General features: G+C 71.6%; 21 protein-coding genes. 12 read left to right on the plus strand and 9 right to left on the minus strand.

Annotation, left to right across the window (positions count from 1 at the left end; genetic code table 11):
• Positions 1-16: 16 nt before the first annotated feature.
• The 3 genes from ACZ4EG_RS11190 to ACZ4EG_RS11200 all read right to left on the minus strand — a co-directional run bounded on the left by ACZ4EG_RS11190 (position 17) and on the right by ACZ4EG_RS11200 (position 4,990).
• On the minus strand, positions 17-1,813 hold the full coding sequence (locus tag ACZ4EG_RS11190; RefSeq protein WP_467790440.1) for an alpha-galactosidase D: 1,797 nt from the start codon (positions 1,811-1,813) through the stop codon (positions 17-19).
• Positions 1,814-1,850: 37 nt separating this feature from the next.
• Entirely contained in the window at positions 1,851-3,044 is a 1,194-nt protein-coding gene (locus ACZ4EG_RS11195) for an ROK family transcriptional regulator (RefSeq protein ID WP_467790441.1), read from the minus strand.
• 140 nt (positions 3,045-3,184) lie between these two features.
• The gene (locus tag ACZ4EG_RS11200) at positions 3,185-4,990 is read right to left on the minus strand and encodes a M4 family metallopeptidase (protein ID WP_467790442.1); all 1,806 of its coding nucleotides are present in this window, start codon (positions 4,988-4,990) and stop codon (positions 3,185-3,187) included.
• Between the two features lie 307 nt (positions 4,991-5,297).
• Between ACZ4EG_RS11200 and ACZ4EG_RS11205 the strand changes: the two genes are divergently transcribed.
• The 10 genes from ACZ4EG_RS11205 (at position 5,298) to ACZ4EG_RS11250 (ending at position 16,233) form a co-directional block, all read left to right on the plus strand.
• Complete coding sequence (locus tag ACZ4EG_RS11205) at positions 5,298-6,542, plus strand: serine hydrolase domain-containing protein (RefSeq protein ID WP_467790443.1); 1,245 nt, start codon at positions 5,298-5,300, stop codon at positions 6,540-6,542.
• Positions 6,543-6,630: 88 nt separating this feature from the next.
• Positions 6,631-8,064, plus strand: a complete 1,434-nt coding sequence (locus ACZ4EG_RS11210; protein ID WP_467790444.1) for a CAP domain-containing protein — start codon at positions 6,631-6,633, stop codon at positions 8,062-8,064.
• 55 nt (positions 8,065-8,119) lie between these two features.
• Positions 8,120-8,797: an AIM24 family protein gene (locus tag ACZ4EG_RS11215; protein ID WP_467790445.1), complete on the plus strand. Its 678-nt coding sequence runs from the start codon at positions 8,120-8,122 to the stop codon at positions 8,795-8,797.
• A 180-nt stretch (positions 8,798-8,977) separates the two neighbouring features.
• Positions 8,978-10,021, plus strand: a complete 1,044-nt coding sequence (locus ACZ4EG_RS11220) for a tetratricopeptide repeat protein (protein WP_467790446.1) — start codon at positions 8,978-8,980, stop codon at positions 10,019-10,021.
• Positions 10,018-11,046: a polyprenyl synthetase family protein gene (locus ACZ4EG_RS11225; RefSeq protein WP_453550230.1), complete on the plus strand. Its 1,029-nt coding sequence runs from the start codon at positions 10,018-10,020 to the stop codon at positions 11,044-11,046. The genes ACZ4EG_RS11220 and ACZ4EG_RS11225 overlap by 4 nt, the downstream gene beginning before the upstream one ends.
• 82 nt (positions 11,047-11,128) lie before the next feature.
• Entirely contained in the window at positions 11,129-12,088 is a 960-nt protein-coding gene (locus ACZ4EG_RS11230) for a threonine/serine dehydratase (protein WP_467790447.1), read from the plus strand.
• A 198-nt stretch (positions 12,089-12,286) separates the two neighbouring features.
• On the plus strand, positions 12,287-13,906 hold the full coding sequence (locus ACZ4EG_RS11235; protein ID WP_467790448.1) for a serine/threonine protein kinase: 1,620 nt from the start codon (positions 12,287-12,289) through the stop codon (positions 13,904-13,906).
• A 70-nt stretch (positions 13,907-13,976) separates the two neighbouring features.
• Positions 13,977-15,014 carry a hypothetical protein gene (locus tag ACZ4EG_RS11240; RefSeq protein WP_467790449.1) on the plus strand — a complete coding sequence of 346 codons (1,038 nt, stop codon included), beginning with the start codon at positions 13,977-13,979 and terminating at the stop codon, positions 15,012-15,014.
• A 65-nt stretch (positions 15,015-15,079) separates the two neighbouring features.
• Entirely contained in the window at positions 15,080-15,505 is a 426-nt protein-coding gene (locus ACZ4EG_RS11245) for an SsgA family sporulation/cell division regulator (protein ID WP_467790450.1), read from the plus strand.
• Positions 15,506-15,573: 68 nt separating this feature from the next.
• Positions 15,574-16,233: a DUF2238 domain-containing protein gene (locus ACZ4EG_RS11250; RefSeq protein ID WP_467790451.1), complete on the plus strand. Its 660-nt coding sequence runs from the start codon at positions 15,574-15,576 to the stop codon at positions 16,231-16,233.
• Here ACZ4EG_RS11250 and ACZ4EG_RS11255 read toward each other — a convergent pair.
• The 4 genes from ACZ4EG_RS11255 to ACZ4EG_RS11270 all read right to left on the minus strand — a co-directional run bounded on the left by ACZ4EG_RS11255 (position 16,218) and on the right by ACZ4EG_RS11270 (position 19,949).
• Positions 16,218-16,703 (minus strand): DUF6328 family protein, encoded by a 486-nt coding sequence (locus tag ACZ4EG_RS11255; RefSeq protein WP_390710775.1) that lies wholly within the window; start codon positions 16,701-16,703, stop codon positions 16,218-16,220. The genes ACZ4EG_RS11250 and ACZ4EG_RS11255 overlap by 16 nt on opposite strands.
• 85 nt (positions 16,704-16,788) lie before the next feature.
• A complete protein-coding gene (locus tag ACZ4EG_RS11260) occupies positions 16,789-17,772 on the minus strand; it encodes an aldo/keto reductase (protein ID WP_453550244.1) in 984 nt (327 codons plus the stop codon).
• 97 nt (positions 17,773-17,869) lie between these two features.
• Positions 17,870-18,451 carry a TetR/AcrR family transcriptional regulator gene (locus tag ACZ4EG_RS11265; protein WP_453550246.1) on the minus strand — a complete coding sequence of 194 codons (582 nt, stop codon included), beginning with the start codon at positions 18,449-18,451 and terminating at the stop codon, positions 17,870-17,872.
• Positions 18,452-18,455: 4 nt separating this feature from the next.
• Positions 18,456-19,949 (minus strand): MFS transporter, encoded by a 1,494-nt coding sequence (locus ACZ4EG_RS11270; RefSeq protein ID WP_467790452.1) that lies wholly within the window; start codon positions 19,947-19,949, stop codon positions 18,456-18,458.
• Positions 19,950-20,395: 446 nt separating this feature from the next.
• On the opposite strand from ACZ4EG_RS11270, the gene melC1 reads away from it, so the two are divergent.
• Together melC1 and melC2 are read left to right on the plus strand one after the other, a co-directional pair.
• On the plus strand, positions 20,396-20,770 hold the full coding sequence (gene melC1 / locus ACZ4EG_RS11275; protein ID WP_467790453.1) for an apotyrosinase chaperone MelC1: 375 nt from the start codon (positions 20,396-20,398) through the stop codon (positions 20,768-20,770).
• Positions 20,771-20,804: 34 nt separating this feature from the next.
• Positions 20,805-21,626, plus strand: a complete 822-nt coding sequence (gene melC2 / locus ACZ4EG_RS11280) for a tyrosinase MelC2 (RefSeq protein WP_453550254.1) — start codon at positions 20,805-20,807, stop codon at positions 21,624-21,626.
• A 40-nt stretch (positions 21,627-21,666) separates the two neighbouring features.
• Here melC2 and ACZ4EG_RS11285 read toward each other — a convergent pair whose 3' ends face one another.
• A complete protein-coding gene (locus ACZ4EG_RS11285; RefSeq protein WP_467790454.1) occupies positions 21,667-22,362 on the minus strand; it encodes a ribonuclease H family protein in 696 nt (231 codons plus the stop codon).
• A 33-nt stretch (positions 22,363-22,395) separates the two neighbouring features.
• Positions 22,396-23,190, minus strand: coding sequence for a VOC family protein (locus tag ACZ4EG_RS11290; protein WP_467790455.1), 795 nt, complete (start codon positions 23,188-23,190; stop codon positions 22,396-22,398).
• Positions 23,191-23,327 lie beyond the last annotated feature (137 nt).

Genomic DNA, 23,327 nt, shown 5'->3' on the forward strand with positions numbered 1-23,327 from the left:
CGGGCTCCGAATCCTCTTATCGCGGGGACCTGGGGACGTCGATCCGGTCGATGTCCGGCGCGTAGCCCGAACCGCTGTCGAAGGTCAGGGTGTTGGCGCCCGCCTTCAGCGTCACGGGCACGCTCACCGTCTCGACGGTCCCCCAGTCGCCGGTGGACGGGAACTTGTGGCGGACGGCGCCGCCCGAGTTCGCCGAGATGTCGGCCGACCGGGCGTCGCCGCTGATGTAGGCGACCTTCACCAGGTAGATGCCGGGCCGGTCGACGACGATGTCGTTGAAGCGGAGCTTCCCGCCGAGGTAGAGGTTGCCGACCTTCTTCTCGCCGGAGCAGGCGGAGCAGCCGGTGACGGAGGCGTTGCCGCCGAGGGTGCTGGTGGCCGACTCGGCCTCGTAGGCGGTGGCGGTCAGGGCGTTGCTGTGCGGGGTGACGGTGAACAGCCGGGAGCCGTGGGCGGGCAGGGCCTCGGTGATCCTGTTTTTACGGGTGCCGAGGTTCTCGTGGTTCCAGAGGTCCCGTACGGTCGCCTTGCCGGTGAAGCCGAGGGCCGGCCAGTCGGCGGTGACGGCGGCGGGGGCGTCGGCGAGGTTGAACAGGGCGACGGTGTAGGTGCCGTCGGGGTTCTTCGCGGCCCACACCTGCTGGGCGTCGGAGGGAGTGACCGGTCGTGCGGGCGGGGTGTCGCCCTGATTGACGGCGATCACCTCGCGGTTGGTGAGCAGGGAGAGGCCGTAGTCGTCGAGGCGGGTGAGGTCGTCGCCGGTGTAGAGCGGGGACTTGGCGATAGCCCACAGGGTGGCGTAGCTCTGCCGCTCGGCCTGGGTGAGGCCGTCCATGGCGCCGTTGCCGACGTCGAGGGAGTCGAGGTCGTTCCAGCCGCCGGGGCCCGCGTGCCGGGTCCAGCCGGGGGCGTCGTCCCAGCGGTCGTCGACGGAGTTCTCCCAGCTCACAAGGGTGTTGCAGTAGCACTCGACGTCGGTGCCGATGCGCCAGCCGTTGGTGTACTTCTTCCAGTCGGCGGCGTGTCCGATGTCCAGGGACCAGGAGACCTCCAGGTGGATGGGGCGGCCGGTGGCGGCTATCGCCTTCTGCCAGGCAGCCACGTCGGCAACGTTGTCGTACTGGGCACCGCTCTTGAAGGAGCCGGGGCCGACACCGTCGAGCTTGAGGAAGTCGTAGCCCCAGTCGGCGAGCAACTGCGCCTGGGAATCGACGTACTTCTGTGTGCAGGGGCGGGAGAAGTCGAGCTTGTAGGCGCTGTCCCAGCCGTTGGTGGTGCGCAGGTCGCCGTACACGATGTCGGCGGTGGTGCAGCCGTCCGCGTTCCGGACGGGGGTCCTTCCGCCGCCGTAGGCCTCCTTCTCCAGGCCGACGGGCAGATAGATGCCGGCCTTGAGGCCCTTGGCGTGGATGTGGTCGGCGACCGGCTTCATGCCGTGCGGGAAGCGGACCGGGTCGGCCTGCTGCCGCCCGTACTGGTCGAACTCGGGCCGCCACGCCCGGTCGCGCCACCAGCCGGCGTCGATGTTGACGTACTCGTAGCCGAACCTCTTCAGCTTCGTGGCGAGGGCGTCGGTCTGCTTGAGGACGTTCGCCTCGGTGAGATAGCTGTAGTCGCCGTCGGGGTTGAGGCCCGGGTACTTCGACGACTGCATGCTCCAACTGGACCAGCCCATGTACGGCTTGGCCGCGACGGGCGCGGGTGTCCCGGCGTGTGCCGCCGGAACGGCGGTCGCGAGGCCTGCGGTGAGGGCCAGGACGACCGCGGCTCTCAGCGCGCGTGCGGGCAGGACGAAGTACGAGGGTGACCGCATGGGCCGTACCTCCTGGGGTCTCAAGGGTCGGGCCGGCTCAGTCCTTGCCCGATCCGTTGACGGGGGTCGAGGTGATGAACGACTGGATCGCGGCGGCCGCGGCCCCGCGCGCCCACTCCTCGAACGGGAGCGGGCGGGTCTGTACGTCGCACTGCGCGGCGGAGCCGAAGGCGGCGGCGGTGAACGCGTCACGGATCTGCTCGGCGAACAGGTCGTAGGCGGCCAGCCCCTCCCCGGAGATGATCACGCGTTCGGGTCCGAGCAGGTTGGCCACGGTCGCGATCCCGCGGCCGATGGCCTCGCCCGCTCTCGCATAGACCTCACGGGCCCCGGCGACGCCCTGGTGGGCGAGGGCCACCGCCTCGGCGGCATCGGCCACTTGACGCCCTGTCACTTCGTGCATCCGCGCGACGATCGCGGCGTCACCGGCGATCGCCTCCACGCAGCCGCGGTTGCCGCAATGGCAGAGCGGCCCGGAGGGATCGATGGCCACGTGGCCGATCTCGCCGGCCACGCCGTGCGCGCCCGCAACCACCCGGCCGTGCACCACGAGACCGCATCCGATGCCCGCGCCGACCGTGACGACGGCGAAGTCGGACAGCCCCACTCCGGCACCGAACCACTGCTCGGCGACGGTCAGGGCCCGGACGTCGTTGTCGACGGTGACCGGCAAACCGGTGGTCATGGCGGCGAGTTCGGCGAGCGGTACGTCCCGCCACTCCAGGAAGGGCGAATAGCGTACGACGCCCTCGGCACGGTCGACGTCACCGGAGACGGCGATCCCGAGGCCGAGTACCGGCGCGCCGAAGTCGTCCGCGTCGAGGCGCAGTTGCCGCACCAGCTCCACCACCTGGGCGAGCACCGCCTTGGTGGCGCGGTCGGTCAGCGGGACGCGCCGGGCGAGACGGATGCGGCAGCGGAGGTCGGTCAGTACGGCGATGATCTCGCCGCCGGTGATCTTGACGCCGAGGAACAGCGCCCGTCCGCCGTCGACGCGGACCGGATTGGCGGGGCGTCCGAGGGCGGCCCTGGGTTCCTCGCCCGCGTCCTCCACCAGATATCCGGCCTCGATGAGCGGGCGGACGGCCTTGGTGACGGCGGCCGGTGACAGTCCGGCCAGCCGGGCCACGTCCAGCCGGGCGAGGGGGCCGTGGGACAGGAGCGTGGTGAAGACCTGCGAGGCGGCCGGGGTGTGCGCGGGGAACGTCTCGGTGCGGGAGGTCGAGCGCATGGCCGGGAACCTAGGGCCATTATTTTCCGCTGTCAATAAAAGAAACAGCGGTTGCTGGAACGGCAGTTGTACCGGGGGCCGACATGCGGGTGCCCCGCGCATGGCGGGGCACCCTGGTCTGCCGTGCGACCGGCCTGCCGTCAGTGACGGGCGGCCGGCGTGTTCGCGGCGGTGACGTTGACCGCGGCCCAGGCCCGGTCGACCGTCTTGTACTCGACGCTGGACGCGCCGTACAGGTCCTTGGCCGCCTTCAGCGTCGCGACACGCGCGTCGTGGAAGTCGGTCGAGGAGACCATGTAGCGGGTCAGGGCACGGTAGAAGATCGCCGTGGCCTTGGTGCGGCCGATGCCCTTGACGCTCCCGCCGTCGTAGGTCGGCGAGTCGTACTTGACGCCGTTGATCGTCTTCTGGCCGCTGCCCTCCGCGAGGAGGTAGTACGCGTGCGACGAGACACCGGAACCGGCGTGCACCTCGGTGTAGTACACCTCGGGCTTCCAGTAGTCGATCGTGCCCTCCAGCCGGTCCAGCGACGGCTTGTCGAGGCGGCGCAGGAACTTCTGCTGGAGGCCCAGCTTCTCGCCGATCAGGTAGTCCGGCGTGTCCTTCGTGTTCTTCGTGAAGAACTCGACGTTCGAGCCGAAGATGTCGGCCAGCGACTCGTTCAGCGAGCCGGGCTCGCCGTACTGGTTGCCCTGCTCGTCTTCGAAGGTCGGCTCCAGCTTCGCGGTCGCGTCCACCACGCCGTGGGTCAGCTCGTGACCGGTGACGTCGAGGACGACGAGCGGCTTCTTGAACATGGTGCCGTCACCGTCGCCGTACAGCATGCAGCCGCACGTCGGGTCCCAGAAGGCGTTGGCGACCTTCTTGCCCCAGTGCACCATGCCCTTGGCGGGCTTGCTGTTGTTCGCAATGCCCTTGCGGTTGAAGGTCTTCTTGTAGAAGTCCAGGGTCTTGGTGATGCCGTACTGGGCGTCGACCGCGGCGCTGGCACGGCTGGATGTCGTGCCGTTGCCGAAGGTCTTGCTGGAGCTGGTGATCTTCTTGCCGGCGCCGAAGCTCTCGGTCTGCGTCCCCTTGGCGTCCCGGGTCTCGGTGCCATAGCGGTTCGGGTCCTTCAGCAGGAAGGTCGTACGGGCCGTCTGCTGGACGGTCAGCCCGACCGTGCCGACGAACAGCGACTTGCCGGTGCCCGCCACCGTCTTCGGGTAGCCGGTGGCACCGGCCGCCGACGACAGCGACGACCCGGCGAGGCCGGCGCCCTGCGTACCGAGGCCGGTGGCCGGGTCGATCGTCTCGCCCCGCTTCTGAAGGGTGTCGAGCAGCTTCGGCGACAGGAACTCGTCGCTGACGGGCGCGTTGCTGCGCACCTTGCCGGTGACGGCGTCGACGACGACCGTCCGGGCGCCGTTGCCCTCGGTGGTGCCGCTGTCGGTCACCGTCACCTGGTAGGCGAGGGCCGAGGCGCCCTCGCGGGCGTCCACCACGAGCTGGGCGGTGCCCGCGTCACCCTTGGCGGCCGCGGCGGCCTTGCGCTCCGCCTGCTCGGCGCTCAGCTTGGCCTGTGCGGCGGCGGGCTCGACGGCATGGTCGGCCGCGCGGGTGACACCCGCGTAGGCCAGCTGCCGGGAGAGGTGGACGACGAGGTCGCCACCGAGCACCGGCATTCCGTTGTGCGTCCGGACGAACCGGACGTGCCGGGCGCCCTCGGGGTCGATCATCACGTCCTGGGCGTGGAGCTGGTCGCCCTGGGAGACGCCGGTCGCCGACGCGTGGGCGAAGGCGGCGGCACGCGCCGCCGACACCACCGACGCGGCCGCCGAGGCCTGCGACGTCACGCCGTGCTCCACCCCCGTGGAGGGACCCGCGAATGCAGTACCGGCGAGGCCCGTGGCGGCCGTCGTCACGGCGACGGCAACCGCCACGCTGCGTATGTGCGGTCTACGCACTGATCAGGGTTCCTTCGTTCGAAGACGGCCGGGATCACCAACCGCCTTGCGGCATGGCATTGTTGAGCACCATGGGAGCTGGTCGGGCCCCGGACGAAACCCTTACGGATAAGTCATGTCCACGTAAAGCCGGAATGATCGCTTTCGCGGCGTTCTATGGCAATCCTTTGCAAAAGCCTGCCGCAGAGTGATCAACAGCTGACCAACTGTGTGTCAACCGTGGAGATGTGACCCGCTGCGAGTAGGTTCCCTCGGCGGAATGTGACCGATCTCGCACTGAAAACCGCGGAGATGGGAGAGGCAACGGATGGTCTCGGCAACGGTGGGCAAGGGCGCGGTGCTCGGAGCGGTCGTGGTGGCGCTCCTCGCGGTGCCGGCACAGGCGGCGACCGGCCAGGCGCACGCGGGGACGGCGGCCGGCCAGGCGCGCACAGGTGCGGCGGCCGGGCTGCCGGCACCCGACACCGCGGGTCTGCGGAGCGTGCTGCGGTCGGCGGTCGCGCAGGGCGCGCCCGGCGCGATGGCGCGGATCGACGACAACGGGTCGATGTACCGGGCGACCTACGGCTTCGCCGACCGCGGTACCCGGCGGGCCATCGGCGGTGACGACCGCTTCCGCGTCGGCAGCGTCACCAAGACCTTCTCCGCCGTCGTCCTGCTGCAACTGGCCGACGAGCACCGGCTCACCCTGGACGCCCCGGTCAACCGCTATCTGCCGGGCCTGCTGCCCGACGACCGGATCACGGTGCGGCACGTGCTGAGCCATCGCAGCGGGCTGTACGACTACACGAACGACATGTTCGCCCGCTCCGTCTCCGGCTTCGAGTCGGTGCGCAACAAGGTCTTCACCTACCGCCAGTTGGTGAAGCTGTCCCTCGCGAAGCCGCGCACCAACGCGCCCGGGGCCGCCTACTCGTACTCCAACACCAACTTCGTCGTCGCCGGGATGCTGATCGAGAAGCTCACCGGCCACCCCGTGCGGACCGAGTACGAGAACCGCATCTTCAAGCCGCTGCGTCTCAAGGACACCTTCTACGTCCACCCCGACAAGAAGCTCCCCGGCCGCTACACCCGCGGCTACCTCACCCCCGACACGGCCGGCGCCCCTCTGGTGGACGCGACCGAGCAGACGCTGTCCTGGGCACAGAGCGCGGGCGCCATCATCTCCACCACACGGGATCTGAACACGTTCTACTCGGCCCTGGTCCGCGGCCGGCTGACCTCGTCCGCACGCCTGGCCGAGATGGAACGCTGGACACCGGTCAACAGCACGACGGCATACGGACTCGGGCTGCGGCGCCGCACCCTGTCGTGCGGGATCTCGGTGTACGGCCACACGGGCGTCGTCCAGGGCTACTACACCTACGCCTTCACCACCAAGGACGGCCGGCGCAGCCTCGCCGCGGTCGCCACCACCTCCAACAACGGCACCGTGCTCGACACGATGGCGGGCACGCTGGAGTCGGCGTTCTGCGGCAAGCCGAAGAAGGCACCGCGCGCCGCGGTCGCCGGGCGGAACGGCGACGCCGCGCCGGCGGCGGCACGCAACTGAGGCAGAGCGGGAACCAGCTCGCCGCGCCCGGACGTTGTACGGACGGCTCCCCACCGGGGCCGAGGTCCCACCACTCCTGGGCGGCACGATGAGCGAGCTGGTTCCCGGGGGCAATCTGCCCCTTCCGGGCGGCTCGCTGATCCTGCGGGTGCCCGGTCCCTTCGACGTGTCGGCGCTCATCACCGGGGGCGAGGGCAGGGTCGGCAGCGACGCCGACTTCGTGTTCTACAACCAGCCGGCCGCCCCCGGTGTCCGGCTGCGCGGCGACACGCTGACCGTCGAACCGGCGCTGCTGCGCCCGGGCGCCGTGCGCGTCACCGTGGCCGTCAGCGCCACCGAGCCGGACACGCCCCTTTGCCGGCTGCCCGCGTCCGAACTCCGGGTCACCGATCCGCGGGGCCGTATGCTCGCCCGCTTCGCCCCGCCCCGCCCGCAGCGCGAGACCGTGCTGCTGCTCGCCGAGATATACCGCCGGGGCACCGGCTGGAAGCTGCGCGCGATCGGGCAGGGGTACGCCGACGGACTGGCCGGGCTGGCCCGGGACTTCGGGGTGGACGTGGCCGAGGACCGGCCCGGGCCGACGGCACCCGCGCACCGTCCGAGCGTGCCGGAGCAGCGATCGGCACCCCCTTCCGCACGGCCTCCTTCCGCACGGCCCGCTTCACCACGACCCGCTTCACAGCGGCTCCCTTCACCGCGGCTCTCTTCACCGCGGCCTCCGGCGCCGGCCGCCGTCCCGGCCTCCGATCCCGAAGGCTTCCTGGGCCTCGTCAACTCCGCCCGCGCCCGGTCCGGTTCCCGGCCGGTCACCCTCGACGCGCGTCTCGTCTCGGCCGCCCGGGCCCATGCCGCCTCGATGGCCGCCGACAAACGCCTGGGCGGCGAGAGCCGGGACGGCACCTCGGTCCACCAGCGGATCACGGCCACCGGATACGCCTACGTCACCGTCGGCGAGCACCTGGTCTCCGGACCGCGCACCCCCGCCGAGTTCATCGCGTACTGCCTGCGCACCGAGGAGGCCCGGCGCACGCTCCAGGACCCCGCCTTCACCCAGGCCGGCCTTGCGTACGCCACCGGCGGCCGCACGCGCGACACGTACTGGACCGCCCTGTGGGCCCGGCCCCTCGCCGCGGGCGACCTGGACCGGACCTGCGCCGAGGTCGTCGAGCTCACCAACGGTCAGCGCCGCCGGGCCGGGTTGCCGCCGCTGGCCGTCGATCCGCTGCTCACGGCCGCCGCCCAGGCGCACAGCGCGGACATGGTGGCGCGCGACTTCTACTCCCACACCGCGCCCGAAGGTTCCCAGCCGTGGGACCGGGCCGCCGCCGCGGGCTCGGCCCGGCGCACGATCGGCGAGAACATCGCCTGCGGTCAGCGCTCCCCGGCCGAGGTGGTGGACGGCTGGATGAACAGCCCCGGCCACCGCGCCAACATCCTGAAACCCGGCTTCACGCACATCGGTGTCGGCTTCGCCGGCGGCGGCCGTGCGGGCACGTACTGGACCCAGCTCTTCGGTGCCTGAGCCGGCGCTGTCCGCGATCTTGGCGGAACGGTCCCCTCCGGGACACCATGCCCGCATGAAGGGTGATCTCTTTTCCAGTACGCACATGGTGCAGCCGGCCGTCGAACCGGGCATGACCGTCGAGAACGCCAAGTGCCTCAAGTATGCGGTGAACGGCGAGATGCTCGCTCGCCAGGGCGCGATGGTCGCCTATCGCGGCAGCCTCAAGTTCGAACGCAAGGGGCAGGGCGTGGGCGGCATGCTCAAGCGCGCGGTCACCGGTGAGGGGCTGCCGCTGATGGCGGTGCGCGGCCAGGGCGAGGCGTGGTTCGCGCACGAGGCGCAGAACTGTTTCATCGTCGAGGTGGAGCCCGGCGACGAGTTCACCGTCAACGGCCGCAACGTCCTGTGTTTCGACGCCTCGTTGTCGTACGAGATCAAGACGGTCAAGGGCTCGGGCATCGCCGGGGGCGGCCTGTTCAACAGCGTCTTCACCGGCCAGGGCAGACTCGGCCTGGTCTGCGAGGGCAACCCGCTGGTCATACCGGTCTCGGCGCAGCACCCGGTGTACGTCGACACGGACGCGGTGGTGGGCTGGACGGCGCACCTGCAGACGTCGTTGCACCGCGCGCAGTCCATCGGGTCGATGCTGCGCGGCGGTTCCGGGGAAGCCGTCCAGCTGATGCTGCAGGGCGAGGGATACGTCGTGGTCCGCCCGAGCGAGGCGACACCGCAGAAGGCGCAGCAGCACTGACCCACGGCAAAGTGATCTGCGTCTCGGAGGCAACCCCTCCGTTCCTGCCGGCGTCTTGATCGACAACAAGGTGATGCCCTGGCCCGGGTGGCCAGGGCACATTTCCGGCGGACTATACACGGTGCGTATACATATAGTGCATACACGCCGTGCATACACCCCGCACAGAGAAAGGCATCCATGTACGGCAAGGCATCCGCCCCGGAGTACCAGGGCGCCCTGACCACCCTGTCCGTGAACTCCTCCCTGGTCGACGTGCTCGCCGCGGGCACCGAGCAGCTGCGGGAGGCCGAGCGGGCCGGACGGCGCGACGAGGAGGCGCGCTGCGGACTCGCCGTCGCCGAGGCGCACCGGCGGCTCGGCCAGGTGGGCGACGCGGACCGGGCGTGGAAGGCGAGTTACCGCGCCGCCCGGGAGGCCGGGGACACGGCGGCGATGGCCTGGGCGCTGTGGAGCGGCGGCACGCTGGCCCGGCAGCGCGGCGCGTTCCCGCTGGCCTGGCGGCTGCTGGGGCTGGCGGCCGAACTCGGCGAGCGCGGCGGCGACATCGTCGTACGGGGCTACTCGCTGGCCGGACTCGCGGAGACCGGGCGTATCCAGGGTGACTACGAGGCCGTGGGCCGGCTGCACGAGCAGCTCCTGGCCGAGGCCCGCAGGCGCGGCGAGGCACGGCACACGGTGTGGGCGCTGGAGGGCATCGCGCAGATGCACCGCAACACCGGCTCCTACGACACGGCGTACGCGATGTTCGAGGAGGCGGCGGAGATAGCCGCGAAGGCCGAGGACCGGCGCGGTCACGCCTGGGCCCTGCGCGGACTCGCCGACATCCTCTCGGTGCGCGACCGGAACACCGACCGGGCGCTGGAGCTGCTGTCGGAGGCGGAGGCCACGTGCCGCGCGATGAACCTCACCAGCGCACTGGCCTACAACCACAAGATGCGCGGCAACGTCTTCTACCGCGCCGGTCGTTACGGCGAGGCCCGGGAACTGTACGAGCAGGCGCTGAAGGAGTTCCGCGCGATGCGCGAGCCGCGCGGCGAGGCGCTGGCCCGGCTCGGCCTGGCCAAGTCGCTCGCCCGCCTCGGCCGCGACCGTGCCGAGACGGTCGCCGAACTGGCGGATCTGGCCCGGACGCTGGAGGGCAGCGGGCTGCGGCACGCACGGGAGATGGTGGCCCGCGCCCAGGAGGAGTTCGGTCTCGTCGGAGCAGAGGCCGTACGGTGACGGCGCTGGACTCGGCGGTGCAGGCACCGCCCTCCGCGTCCCAGGTCCTCGACCGCTGCCGGGAGCTGGTGCGGCCCGCGCTGGCCGACGCCCTGGGGCGCCTGCACCCATGGGTGGGTGAGATGGCGGCCTACTCCTTCGGCTGGTGCGAGATCGGCGGCGCACCCGCCGTGGCGCCGGGCGGCAAGGGCGTGCGACAGGCCCTGGCCGTGCTCGGGGCCGAGGCGGCGGGCGCGCCCGGGCGAGCCGGGGTCGGCGCGGCGGTCGCCGTGGAACTGGTGCACACCTTCTCGCTGCTGCACGACGACATCATGGACGGCGACACCGCCCGGCGCCGCCGCCCCACCGTCTGGAAGGCCTACGGCACCGGCCCCGCGGTACTGGCCGGGGACGCCCTGTTCGCGCTGGCCGTCGAGACCCTCGCCGCCGGCCCCGGCGCTGCGCCGGCCCTGCGGCTGCTGTCCGCGGCCCTGGCCGACCTGGTGCGGGGGCAGGCCGACGACCTGCTGTTCAGCACCCGGCCCTGGACCGGTCCGGAGCGGGTCCGCCCGCAGGAGTACCGGGCGATGGCGGAGCACAAGACCGGTGCCCTGCTGGGCTGCGCTGCCGCGCTGGGTGCCACGCTCGGCGGCGCTCCCGAGACCATGGTCGCCGCGCTGGACCGGGCCGGGCGGCATCTGGGGATCGCCTTCCAGATGATCGACGACGTCCTGGGGATCTGGGGCGACCCGGCCGTCACCGGCAAGCCCGTGCACGGCGATCTGCGCGAGCGGAAGAAGACGTTCCCGGTGCTGGCCGCGCTCTCCTCCCCCGCCGCCGAGCGCCTGGCCGTGCTGCTCGACACCGGGGAGACGGTCGCGGCGGCCGCGCTGATCGAGGAGGCGGGCGGCCGCGTGGCGGCGCTCGCCGAAGCCCGCCGGCACACGGCCGCCGCCGAGTCGGCGCTCGCCGGTGCGCCGCTCGCTCCCGGGGCCGCCGCTCAGCTGCGCCGCCTGCTGGACCACCTGCTGCGCCGCGACCTGTGAAACCGTGTTGACCTGCACCGTGTCACCGGGTCAGGGTGCAGATGGCGCGATCCCTCACCCCGCGCCGAGAGGGTGAACTTCCTTGATCGACATCGCGGACATCGAAGCCGCCGCCGGGCTGATCGCCGGACACGTCGTCCACACCCCGACCGTGCCGAGCCCCGGCCTGTCCGCACTGCTCGGCGTCCCGGTCACCACGAAGCTCGAACTCCTGCAGCGCACCGGCTCGTTCAAGGCGCGCGGCGCGACCGCGAAGCTGCTGTCGCTGAGCGAGGCCGAGCGGGCCGCGGGCGTGGTGGCGGTCAGCGGCGGCAACCACGGCATCGCCCTCGCGGTGATGGCCGCCGCTCTCGATGTGAAGGCGACGGTCGTCATGCCGCGCACGGCGCCCGCGCGGTCCGTCGCGATCGCGCGGGACGCGGGGGCGTCGGTACGGCTGACCGACGGGATGGACAGCGCGTTCGAGCTGATGGACCGGCTGCGGGACGAGGGGCTGACCCTGGTCCACCCCTTCGACGACCCGGTCGTGGTCGCCGGACAGGGCACCGTCGGCCTGGAGTTCGCCACGGACGCGGGTGAGCTGACGGACGTGCTGGTCAGCATCGGCGGTGGGGGTCTGATCGCCGGTGTGGCGGCCGCGCTGCGCGCCCTGCGCCCCGGCGTCCGGATCTGGGGCGTGGAGACGGAGGGCGCCCAGGCCATGTCCGAGGCGCTGGCGGCGGGCGGACCGGTGCCGGTCGCGCTGTCGTCGATCGTGACCACGCTCAGCGCGCCGAGCGTGTCGCAGCTGACGTACGACCATGTCTCCGCCCTGGTCACCGAGGTCCTGGTGGTCCCCGACCGGGAGGCCGTCCGGGGCTGCCTCGACCTCGCCGAGCACGCCAAGGTGTGGGCGGAACCGGCCGCCGGCTGTCTGCTGCCCGCGGCCCGGCAGGTGCTGGACCGGGCGGGCGACGGCGCCCGGCTCGGGCTGGTGGTCTGCGGGGGCAACACGCGCCCCGGGGACGTCAAGAAGTGGAGCGAACAATTCGGCCTGTGCTGAGGCAGCACCGCACCGGAATGTTTACCCTTGGTTACCCGCAGGTCGAGGCAGGGAAATTCGCCGTTTTCCACAAGTCGTACGCGCCCTGGGCCGGTTGAATAAAAGGCAGGAAGCAGCCCGGAGTTGCAGATCCTTTGAACACTCACCAGCGCGCCCCGCGTACCTCTGGGCAAGACGAGGCAGGGGTTTCAGCGAGGGATGACCATGGTCAAGGCGCACGTCTCCGGACAGGAACTGGTCGCCGGGAGGTATCGGCTTCTTGAGGTGGTCCACCGCGAGACGAACGGGATCTGCTGGTACGCCGAGGACCTGGAGGCGCAGCGGCCCCGTCTGGTGACACAGACCGAACTGCCGGACCAGCCGGCCGAGGAGACCGCGCGCCGCACCACCGCCCGTGTCCTGCGCACCACCGAGCTCATGGGCATGCTCCGGCCCGGCCGGGTGGCCACGGTGATCGACGCGATCGAGGACTCCGGCACGCTGTGGACGGTCATCGAGTGGATCGACGGCACGCCGCTGGGTGAACTCCTGTCCCAGCAGGGCGCGTTGAACTATGTGCGGGCGGCCCGGATCGGTCTGGAACTGCTCGATGTGCTGGAGACCGCGCACGCCGAGGGTTTCACGCACGGCGAACTCAGCCCCGGCCAGGTGTTCGTGCGCGACCAGGGTCCGGTCGTGGTGACGGGCTTCGGACTGGCGGGCGCGACCCTGGCCCCGCGGGTCACGGCACCGTCGTACGCCGCTCCCGAACAGGCCCGTGACGAGCGCCTCGGCCCTGCCGCGGACCTGTGGGCCCTGGGCGCGATCCTCTACACGATGGTCGAGGGACGCCCGCCGTTCCGCGACCGGGGCCGGCCCGACGCCACCCTCAGAGCGGTGGACCGGCTGCCCCTGCGCACCCCGCTGCGCGCCGGTCCGCTGGCCCAGGTCGTCCAGGGACTGCTGCGCAAGGACCACCGGGAACGGCTCACCGTGACCGTGGTGCGCGAGGCCCTCATCCGCATCCTCGCCGAGGACGCCGACGCTGACCGTGAACCCGTCCCCGTCCCCCGGCTGCGCGGCGCCTATCTGACCGCCCTGCGCGCCGGTCAGGGATGGAGCAGAAGGACCATGGCCGTCGGCACCGCGCTGGCCGTCCTCACCGTGTCCGCCGCCGTGCTCGCCGCGACCCACGGGCTCCCCGGCACCGACGCCTCCGACACGGCGGGATCGGCGAGCCGGCCGTCCGCCGCGGCCGTCCCGACCGGCAACCGCACCGACGGCAACGGCTCCCGCACCCCCACGCCGACACCCACGCCCAGCGCCACCACCCCCAGCGCGACGGCCTCGCCGTCCCCCTCGGCCACCGCCGACGCCCTGCCGGCCGGCTACCGCCGCTACACCGCCCCCGAGGGCTTCTCGGTCGCCCTCCCCGCCGGCTGGAAACGGCAGACCACCGCACGCGAGGGCGCGCTCGCCTACCGCGTCACGTTCGGACCCGGCGGCGGCGATCCCCGCACCCTGGCGGTCACCTACAGCTCGCAGGTCGGCCCGGACCCGGTCGCCATCTGGCGGGACGAGGTCCAGCCCGCCCTGCGGCGCACGGACGGATTCCAGCGGATCGGGGACATCGAGGCGACGACGTACCAGGGCTACAAGGGCGCCGACATGGAATGGTTCTCGGGATCCGGCAGCGACCGGGTGCGCACCTTCGGCCGCGGCTTCCTGATCGGCGGCGGGCACAGCTACTCACTGCGCTTCACGGCTCCGGCCTCCGCCTGGAACACCACCGCCGACCGGCTGGCGCTGAAGACGATCCTGGGCACGTTCCGGAGGTGAAAACGGTCCATATAGGGTGGTCGGTCTGCACAGTGCAGTCCGACCAGCCGCGCTCCCAGGAGAGTCATCCGTGACCGTAGCGACCGTCCCGTCCGAGACGTCCCCCTCATCCCCGGCACCCCTGTCCGACCTCGTGGCGCGGGACGCGCGGGAGTTCGGGGTCTACGCGCGGACCGGAGGGTGGGCCTTCGGACTGATGGTGGCGCGCAGCGTGCGGCCCGGCGGACAGGGCGCGGACGAGACGCCCAAGGTGCCGGCCAAGGAGTTCGCGGAGCTCGCCGGCTGCTCCGCCGAGCGGGTCATGCGCTACTACAAGGCCTGGGACCGGGCCGCGGACGACGGTCTCGTCCCCCACTTCGAGGCGCTGGCACCGGGCCAGGAGGTCGAACTGCCGGACGCGGACGTGTGGCTGGGCTACTACGTCTCCCGCTCCAGCGCCGCCTCCGAGCGCGGCACCGCCATCGCCGAGGCCGCCGAGGCCGAGGGCATCCGGCCCACCAAGGCCCTGGAGGTCGCGGAGAACCCCACCGCGTTGCGCGCCGCGATCCTCGCCGACCCCTCCACGGCCCGCGCGGCGCGCACGGCCCTGCTGGACCGGGTGCGGGAAGACCCGGATCTCCAGGCCGAGTTGGCCCGTGACGTGGTCCGCACGGACGATCTGAAGAAGGCGGTGGCCAGCGAGAGCCGGTCGGCGGACCGGATCGGATATGTGCGGCAGATCGCCGAGTCGGGGCAGATCAGGACGCCCGCCGGGCAGACCGTGGACGCGCCCGCCGACGTGCGCCAGGAGGCCGAGCGGCAGCTGTCGCTCATCGACGAGCTGGACGAGGGCGAGGACAGCGGCGAGTGGGCCACCGAGGCCTACGACACCATGAAGTCCCTCGTGGCCGAGGCGGTCGAGGCCGACCCCGAACTGCGCGTCCAGGAACGCCGGACGAAGTTCTACAACAGCCTGCAGAAGGCCACCAGGGCGTTCGAGGAGCTCACCTTCGACGACGCGCAGGACTTCTACGAGGACGACATGGTCCAGCGCCTCGAAGAGCTGCAGCAGGCGATCGGCACCTGCCTCACCGCACTGCGGGGCGCGGGAGGAAATCAGCCCGGCTAATGAGCAAATGCGCCGCGGGACGGGTACTAGAGGGCCCTACGTCGATTGTTCTCGGAGGCCCCCACGTGAACCCCTTCGTGCGCAAGACCCTGGTGGTGCAGATCCAGGCGGGCGGCACGGACCGTTTTTCCGTGCTCGCCCACCTGACGTACGACGCCGACGACCCGTTCGCCGTCACGGCGGTGTTCGCCCACGACGGCCATGTGCTGGCCCGTTGGCGGCTGGACCGGCAGATGCTCGCCGACGGCCTGCGCGGGCCGGTCGGCGTCGGGGACGTGAGACTGCGCCCGGTGGCCACCGGTATGTGGCAGGAGCTGCGCATGGAGTTCCTCGGCGCCGTCCGGCCCGACGGCGGCCGCCACCGCGCGGTGGCGTTCGCCTGGGCGCCCGCGGTCGCGGCCTTCGTGCGGGAGACCCGGGAGGTGGTGCCGCCGGGGCAGGAGGAGGTCCGGGTCGACGACGTCCTGGCGGAGATCCTGGCCGCGGGCTGAGTAGCCGTACTCATGCCCTGACCGGTCCCCCGGCACCACGATGGGGCCTCCACGACAAGGAGCCCGCCATGACCGCAGTGCACCAGGCCCCACGCCGCGCCACCCGAGTCACCCTGCCCGTCGTTCTGGCCGCGTCGGTCGTCGCCGCCATGGCGCTGTCGGCATGGGGTGCGCGCGAGGGCACGACCTGGTTCCTGGAGACGGTGTGGGTGCTGATCGGACTTCCGCTGGTGGTGCTGACCTGGCGGCGGTTCCCGCTCACCGGCCTGCTGTGCGCCCTGCTCGCCGCGCACGCGGTGGTGCTCGCGGTGGGCGGCCACTACACCTATGCGCAGGTGCCGCTGGGCGACTGGGTGCGCGACACCTTCGGCCTGGACCGCAATCCGTACGACCGCTTCGGCCACCTCATGCAGGGCTTCGTCCCGGCCGTCCTGGTACGGGAGCTGCTCAGCCGCACCTCGCCGCTGCGCGGCAGCCGCTGGCTGGCCCCGCTGACCGTGTGCGCCTGCCTGGCCTTCAGCGCGTGCTTCGAGCTGCTGGAGTGGGCGGCGGCCGAGATCGGCGGACACGGCGCGGACGCCTTCCTCGCCACCCAGGGCGATGTGTGGGACACACAGTGGGACATGTTCTGCGCCCTGATCGGGGCCACGCTCTCCGTGCTGGTGCTCAGCCGGGTGCACGACCGGCAGCTGGCGGCGCTCCGGGACAGGCCTCAGCGGGTCGTGTGACGGCGTCGCACCCACAGCGGCAGCCCGAACCAGCACATCAGGTACCAGGCGACCACGGGGGCGACCAGCCAGGGCACGAGGCCGTCGTGGGTCGCCACCCGCAGGATCAGCAGCAGCGACGCGGTCATGGTGGCCAGCAGCAGGAGCAGGCCGACGAAGGTCAGCCGGGACGCCAGCCGCACCGCCCGGGGCTTCACGCGCCGCCCGGTCACGAGGCGGTGCAGGGACACGGGCCCGATGAGCGCGCCCGTGGCGGACGCGCCGAGGACGACGGTCACGATGTAGATGACCTGGTCGGTGTGGGCCAGGCCGTCGTACTTCGGGGTGAAGACGACGGTGAGCAGGAAGCCGAACAGGATCTGCACGCCGGTCTGGGCGACGCGGACCTCCTGGATGAGGTCGCTCCACATCCGGTCGGCCCGCTCCTCCTCGGTCTCGTCGCGCCCCTTCCGTCTCACTTCCTGCGTCATGCCCTGCGAGTAACCGCGGCGCCGATCGCCCAAACGAACGGGGCCGCCGGGAGCGCCGGGGCGTGCGCTCCCGGCGGCACACGGACTACCAACGGTTCTCGACCTGGTCCTTGATCCGGCGGTCGTAGAGCTCCCGGATCGCCGTGAACGTCTCCTCCGGCGGCGCCGGCAGCTTCGCGGCGGCCGCGTTGGCACGGGCCTGCTCCGCGGAGCGGGCGCCCGGGATCACGGTGGTGACACCGGGCTGCTCGATGATCCAGCGCAGCGCCAGCTGGGCCGGGGTGTATCCCTCGGGAGCGAGCGCGGCGAACTCGGCGGCCGCCTCCACACCGGTCCCGAAGTCGACGCCGGAGAACGTCTCGCCCTGGTCGAAGGCCTCGCCGTGCCGGTTGTAGGTGCGGTGGTCGTCGGCGGCGAAGACCGTGTCCTTGGTGTATTTGCCCGACAGCAGACCGGAGGCCAGCGGCACGCGGGCGATGATGCCGACGCCGGCCTCGCGGGCGGCCGGGAGCACCTCGCGCAGGGGCTTCATCCGGAACGGGTTGAGGATGATCTGCACGCTCGCCACACCCGGCCGGGCGATCGCGGTCAGCGCCTCGGCGCAGGTCTCCACGCTGACGCCGTAGGCCGCGACGCGCTCCTCCTCGACCAGGGTGTCCAGGGCGTCGAACACCTCGTCCGAGGAGTAGACGGGCGTGGGCGGGCAGTGCAGCTGCACCAGGTCGATGCGGTCGACGCCGAGGTTGCGGCGGGAGCGGTCGTTCCAGGCGCGGAAGTTGTCGAGGACGTAGTTCTCGGGGATCTGGTCGACCCGGCGGCCCATCTTCGTGGCCACCAGCACATGCAGATCCGGCCTGCCGCCGAGGAAGGCGGCGATGGTCTGCTCGCTGCGGCCGTCGCCGTACACGTCGGCCGTGTCGAAGAAGGTCACCCCCGACTCGGCCGCCGTCTCCAGCACGGCGAGGGCCTGCTTGTCGTCCACCTCGCCCCAGTCGGCGCCCAGCTGCCATGTGCCGAGGCCGACGACCGATGCCCGCTGACCCGACCTGCCGATTACGTGTTCGTCCATGCCGCCAGTCTGTCATCCGCCGGTGGCCGGATCGTCCCTTGACCGCCTACCACTTCCCGGGCCGTAAGGGGCGCCGGTCCGGTCGCCCGGCGGTGGGTCAGGGTGTCAACTGTGCCTGGACGACTGGCCCGTAACGGTCGGCGATGGTGTCGATCGCGGACGCGCGCAGCCGCTCCCCGCGCGCGATGCCGTACATCACGCCCAGGCCGATGAGCGTAGCGACGGCCAGCTCGGCGCGCAGGCCCGCGTCGGGGCCGCCGATCCGGTCGGCGAGGCGTTCGGTCACCTGGGCGCGGAAGTTGGCGCGCAGGATGTCGCCGTGGTCGCCGTGCAGGGGCGCGAAGGCGATGCGCAGCAGGGGGTCGGCGCCCCGTTCGCGCTGGCTGCGCAGGACGTGCTCGGTCATGTGCCGGCCGAGGTCCGCCAGGGGCGCGTCCAGCAGGGCGTCCGCGTCGGCCTCGAAGGACATGACGCGGGCGAAGAGGGCGTCCTTGTTGCCGAAGTACTTGAGGATCAGCGGCGGGCTGACACCGGCGCGTTCGGCGACGGCCTTGAGGGTGATGTCGGCGTGGGCGTGCCGGGCGAGGAGGTACCGGGCCGCCTTGAGGATGGCCGCCTTGGTCGTCTCGGCGTCCCGGCGGGCGGGGGTGACGGCGGGCGCGCCGGATGGAGTGCTCACGGACTCATGCTCCCTCCATCGCCTCGTCGCGGGCGCCCCGGGTGCCGCCTCGGGCCCGTCGTGTGCCGTCGGGGCGGCTGTCGCCCGGGATGGTCAGCGCGGCCGCGCTCGCGGCGAGGGCGATCGCGCCGGCCATGGCGAAGGCCAGCAGATAGCCGTGCAGCGTGGGTACGGGGGCGCCGCCGACGAGGCTGGTGTGGTGCACGAGGACGGCGGCGACGGCGGCGCTGGACGTGGCCTGGCCGATGGTGCGCATCAGGACGTTGACGCCGTTGGCGGACGCGGTCTGCACGGCCGGGACGGCGCGCAGGATCAGGGTGGGCAGCGCCGAGTAGGCGAGCGTGGTGCCGGTGGCCACCACGGTGGCCCCCAGGATGATCATCCACAGGTCACGGCTGTCGGCGATGCGGACCGCGTAGCCGCAGGCGATGACGGCGGCGCCGAGGGCGAGGGTGATGCGGGGGCCGCGTTTCTCCGAGATACGGGCGGAGACGGGCGAGAAGAGCAGCATCGTGACACCGCCGGGCAGCAGGCACAGGCCGGTGGCGACGATCGAGAGTCCGAGCCCGTAGCCGGTGGCCTCGGGTGCCTGTACCAGCTGGGCGGTGACCAGTGAGTTGGCGTAGAAGGCGAATCCCGTCAACAGGGCCGCCACATGGGACAGGCCCACCCGGGGCCGGGTCACCAGCCGCAGGTCGACCAGGGGCTGCGCGGTGTGCAGCTGCTGCCACCACCACAGGGCGAGGACGACGGCCGCGCCGAGGAAGAGGCCCAGTACACGGGGGCTGCCCCAGCCCCACTGCCCGCCCTGGGACACCCCGAGCAGCAGACAGGTCAGCCCGACGGCCAGCATGAGGGCGCCGAGCACGTCGAACCGGCCCGGCTCGCGCACGGGTGACTCCTTGACCGCCCACCACACGGCCGTCACGCCCAGCGCACCGAGCAGGCTGGTCAGCCAGAACATGGTGTGCCAGTCGGCGTACTGCACGACCACCGCGGCCAGCGGCAGGCCGAGGGCGGCACCGATGCCGACGGTGGAGCTCATCAGCGCGACCGCCGAACCGCGTCGCTCGGGCGGCAGTTCGTCGCGCAGGATGCTGATCGACAGCGGGACGACGGAGGCGGCGGCGCCCTGGAGGGCGCGGGCGGCGATGAGCACGCCGATGTCGGAGGACAGGGCGCACATCACCGAGCCCACGGTCATCAGGGACAGGGCCGCCGTCAGCACCCGCCGCTTGCCGTACATGTCGCCGGCGCGGCCGAGGACCGGGGTGAGGACCGCTCCGGAGAGCAGGGTCGCGGTGACCATCCAGGAGACCGTGCCCGCCGAGGCGCCGGTCAGTCGCGGCAGGTCCGGCAGCAGCGGGACGACCACGGTCTGCATGACGGCCATGAGGATGCCACCCGATGCCAGTACGGGAATGGTGAGCCGGTCCCGGACTCGGGTGGCCCCGGCGCTCGCTCCGGGCGGGGAGGACATCGGAGCGGGCTGGTCCATCGGCACTCCAGCTGACGTCAGGAATATGAGGTGAATATCAATTCACCTTACTCGGTGAATGGTCATTCACCTATGCCTGCCCCTCCCGCCCGCCGAGCGCCGCACGTCGGCCGGCGTCATGCAACGCGACCGAGCGGCGCCACAGGGCGGCACGAGGGGCGCATGTGGCCGGGCTTTCGAATCGCGTCAGTCTGCCGGGGTGAGCCGCGCCACTCGGGATGCCGTCGACCGCGAAAGATCTCCTCGAACACCCCCGCGACGGCAAGGAATTTCCCCTTCCGGAGGCCGGGAGGGGTAGTCCACAGCAAGATCATCTTCGTTCAATCCCGTACGGCATATGGCCAATTGTCCTGATCGCAGCCAACCGACTCCGGATGATTTCTCCCGCTCTCGACGGGACCGATAGGCATGCGGGGACATCACCCGAACGCACCAGGAGGTCCCGCATGCCGGAACTCACCCGTCGCCGCGCGCTCACCGCCGCGGCCGCCCTCGCCGCGGCCGCCGGAGCCCAGACGCTCGTCGCGCCCGCCGCCTCTGCCGCCGGGCATCAGCACGGTTCCCCCGATTCCTTCGACGAGGTCTACAAGGGCCGCCGGATACAGGGCCGTCCGATGAGCGGGGGCGGTCACCACCACAAGCACGGCGCCGGTTACGGGGTGTTCGTGGACGGGGTGGAGCTGCATGTGATGCAGAACGCGGACGGCAGCTGGATCAGCGTCGTCAGCCACTACGACCCGGTGCCCACGCCGCGTGCCGCCGCCCGCGCCGCGGTCGACGAGCTCCAGGGCGCCAAGCTCCTCCCCTTCCCCGCCAACTGACCGCCCCCGCAAGGAAATCCGGAGTCACCCGCACATGACCGTACGCAAGAACCAGGCCAGCCTGACCGCCGACGAGAAGCGGCGGTTCGTCGCCGCCGTCCTCGAACTCAAGCGCAGCGGACGCTACGACGCGTTCGTCACGACGCACAACGGCTTCATCATGTCCGACATGGACAATTCCGAGCGGACCGGCCACCGTTCACCGTCCTTCTTGCCCTGGCACCGCAGATTCCTGCTCGACTTCGAACGGGCGCTGCAGTCGGTGGACGCGTCGGTGGCGCTGCCGTACTGGGACTGGACCGCCGACCGCACGGTGCGCGCCTCGCTGTGGGCGCCGGACTTCCTCGGCGGCACGGGACGCAGCTCGGACGGCCGGGTGATGGACGGGCCGTTCGCCGCGGGCGCCGGGAACTGGCCGCTCAACGTGCGGGTGGACGGCCGTACTTATCTGCGCAGGTCGCTCGGGGCCAGTGTCCGCGAGCTGCCGACCCGCGCCGAGGTCGACTCCGTGCTGGCGCTGACGACGTACGACATGGCGCCCTGGAACAGCGCCTCGGACGGCTTCCGCAACCATCTGGAGGGCTGGCGCGGGGTCAACCTGCACAACCGGGTCCACGTCTGGGTCGGCGGGCAGATGGGCACCGGCGTCTCCCCCAACGACCCGGTGTTCTGGCTGCACCACGCCTTCATCGACAAGCTGTGGGCCGACTGGCAGCGCCGGCACCCGGGGGCGGGTTACGCGCCGACCGGCGGGACTCCGGATGTGGTCGACCTGAACGACACGATGAAGCCCTGGAACGACGTGCGGCCGGCGGATCTGCTGGACCACACGAAGTTCTACACGTTCGACGTCTGATCAGGGGCAAGGAGTCCGGATCAGGGGCCGGACGTTCGGATCAGGCCTCCGCCGTCCGGCACTTCGGATGACCCCAGCCCTGCGCGTTCTTCGCGATGGACTCGCCGGCCGCGTAGGAGCCGCCGCACACACAGCGGCCGGGGAACTTCGCCTTGATCGTGCGGGAGGACGAACCGCCGCCCTGCTTGCGGGGTGCCGTCTTGCGGCGCGGGGCGGCGGACGCCCCGGTGACGGACGAGGGCGGCGGCTCGGGCGAGCCGAGCGCGCTGCCCGCGGACTCCTGGGCCGAGGCCGCCTGGCTGGCGGCGCGGTCGGCGAAGTCGTTCAGCGCGTCGCCGTCCACCTGGTGCGCGGCGACATACCGGAACTCGACGGAGCGCCCGTCGAGCAGCTCGTCGATGCGCACCACCAGGTCCTGGTTGGCGACCGGCTTTCCGGCGGACGTCTTCCAGCCGTTGCGCTTCCAGCCCGGCAGCCAGGTGGTGACGGCGTTCATCGCGTACTGCGAGTCCATCCGGACCTCCAGCGGCAGGCCGGGGTCGGTCGCCGCCAGCAGCCGCTCCAGCGCCGTCAGTTCGGCGACGTTGTTGGTCGCCCTGCCGAGCGGCCCCGCCTCCCAGCGGGCCGGGGTCCCGGAGTCGTCGGACACCACCCAGGCCCAGCCCGCCGGTCCGGGGTTTCCCTTCGAAGCCCCGTCGCACGCGGCCACAACACGTTCACGCATGGGCACGATCATGCCACGGCCGCCAGGACCCCCCGAACGGGCCGGTCAGACGTCCATGGTCTTGGGCATCTCGCCCTCGGTGGTCGTGATGTCGATCACCGAGAAGTTCGCGCCCTGCGGGTCGCTGAGGGCCGCGAACCGGCCGAACGGGCTGCTCATGGGCCCGAACCGGAGGATGGCACCGAGCTTGGTGGCCTTGGCCACGGCCTCGTCGCAGTCGCCGACGGTGAAGTAGACATTGATGTACGACGGCACCTCGGGCGGGAAGTCGTCGGTCATCGTCATCCGGCCCAGGACCGTGTTCTCCGCCAGGTTGAACATCCGGAAGTCGACGGAGGCGTCGTCGATCTGCTTGGCCGTGTACGGGAACACCGCGGAGAAGAACGTGTCGGCCTGCTCGGGCTCGCGGGTGAACACCTCGGCCCAGCAGTAGGCGCCGGGCACGGCCGTCGCCTCGAAGCCCTCGTGGGTGCCCCCCTGCCAGACGCCGAACACGGCGCCGCTGGGCTCACGGGCCAGGCACATCGTGCCGAAGTCGCCGACCTGCATCGGCTCCATCAGCACCTCGCCGCCGTTCTCCCGGATCTTCTCGGCGGTGGCCGCGGCGTCCGGCGAGGCGAAGTAGAGGCACCACTGCGACTGGCCCTCCTGACCGGGCATGGGCGGTACGACGGCCGCCACCGCCTTGCCGTCCGCATAGGCCTGTGTGTAGTTGCCGTACTCCGACGACGCCTCGCCGAAGGTCCAGCCGAGGACGTCACCGTAGAAACTCTTGGCTCCCTCGACATCGCTGAACATCGCGTCGGCCCAGCAGGGGGTTCCTTCAGGTTGTACGGCCATGGTGCAGGACCTCTCCGGATAGACGGGCTGCCTGGATCGTCATGGACGGACTGTCTGGATCGTCACGCTCCACACGCTAGCCATCACCCGGTCGGCCCGCGCGCCGAACCGACCGGTCTGCCGGACACTGGAATGCG

Source organism: Streptomyces sp. NPDC025638, from assembly GCF_055558775.1.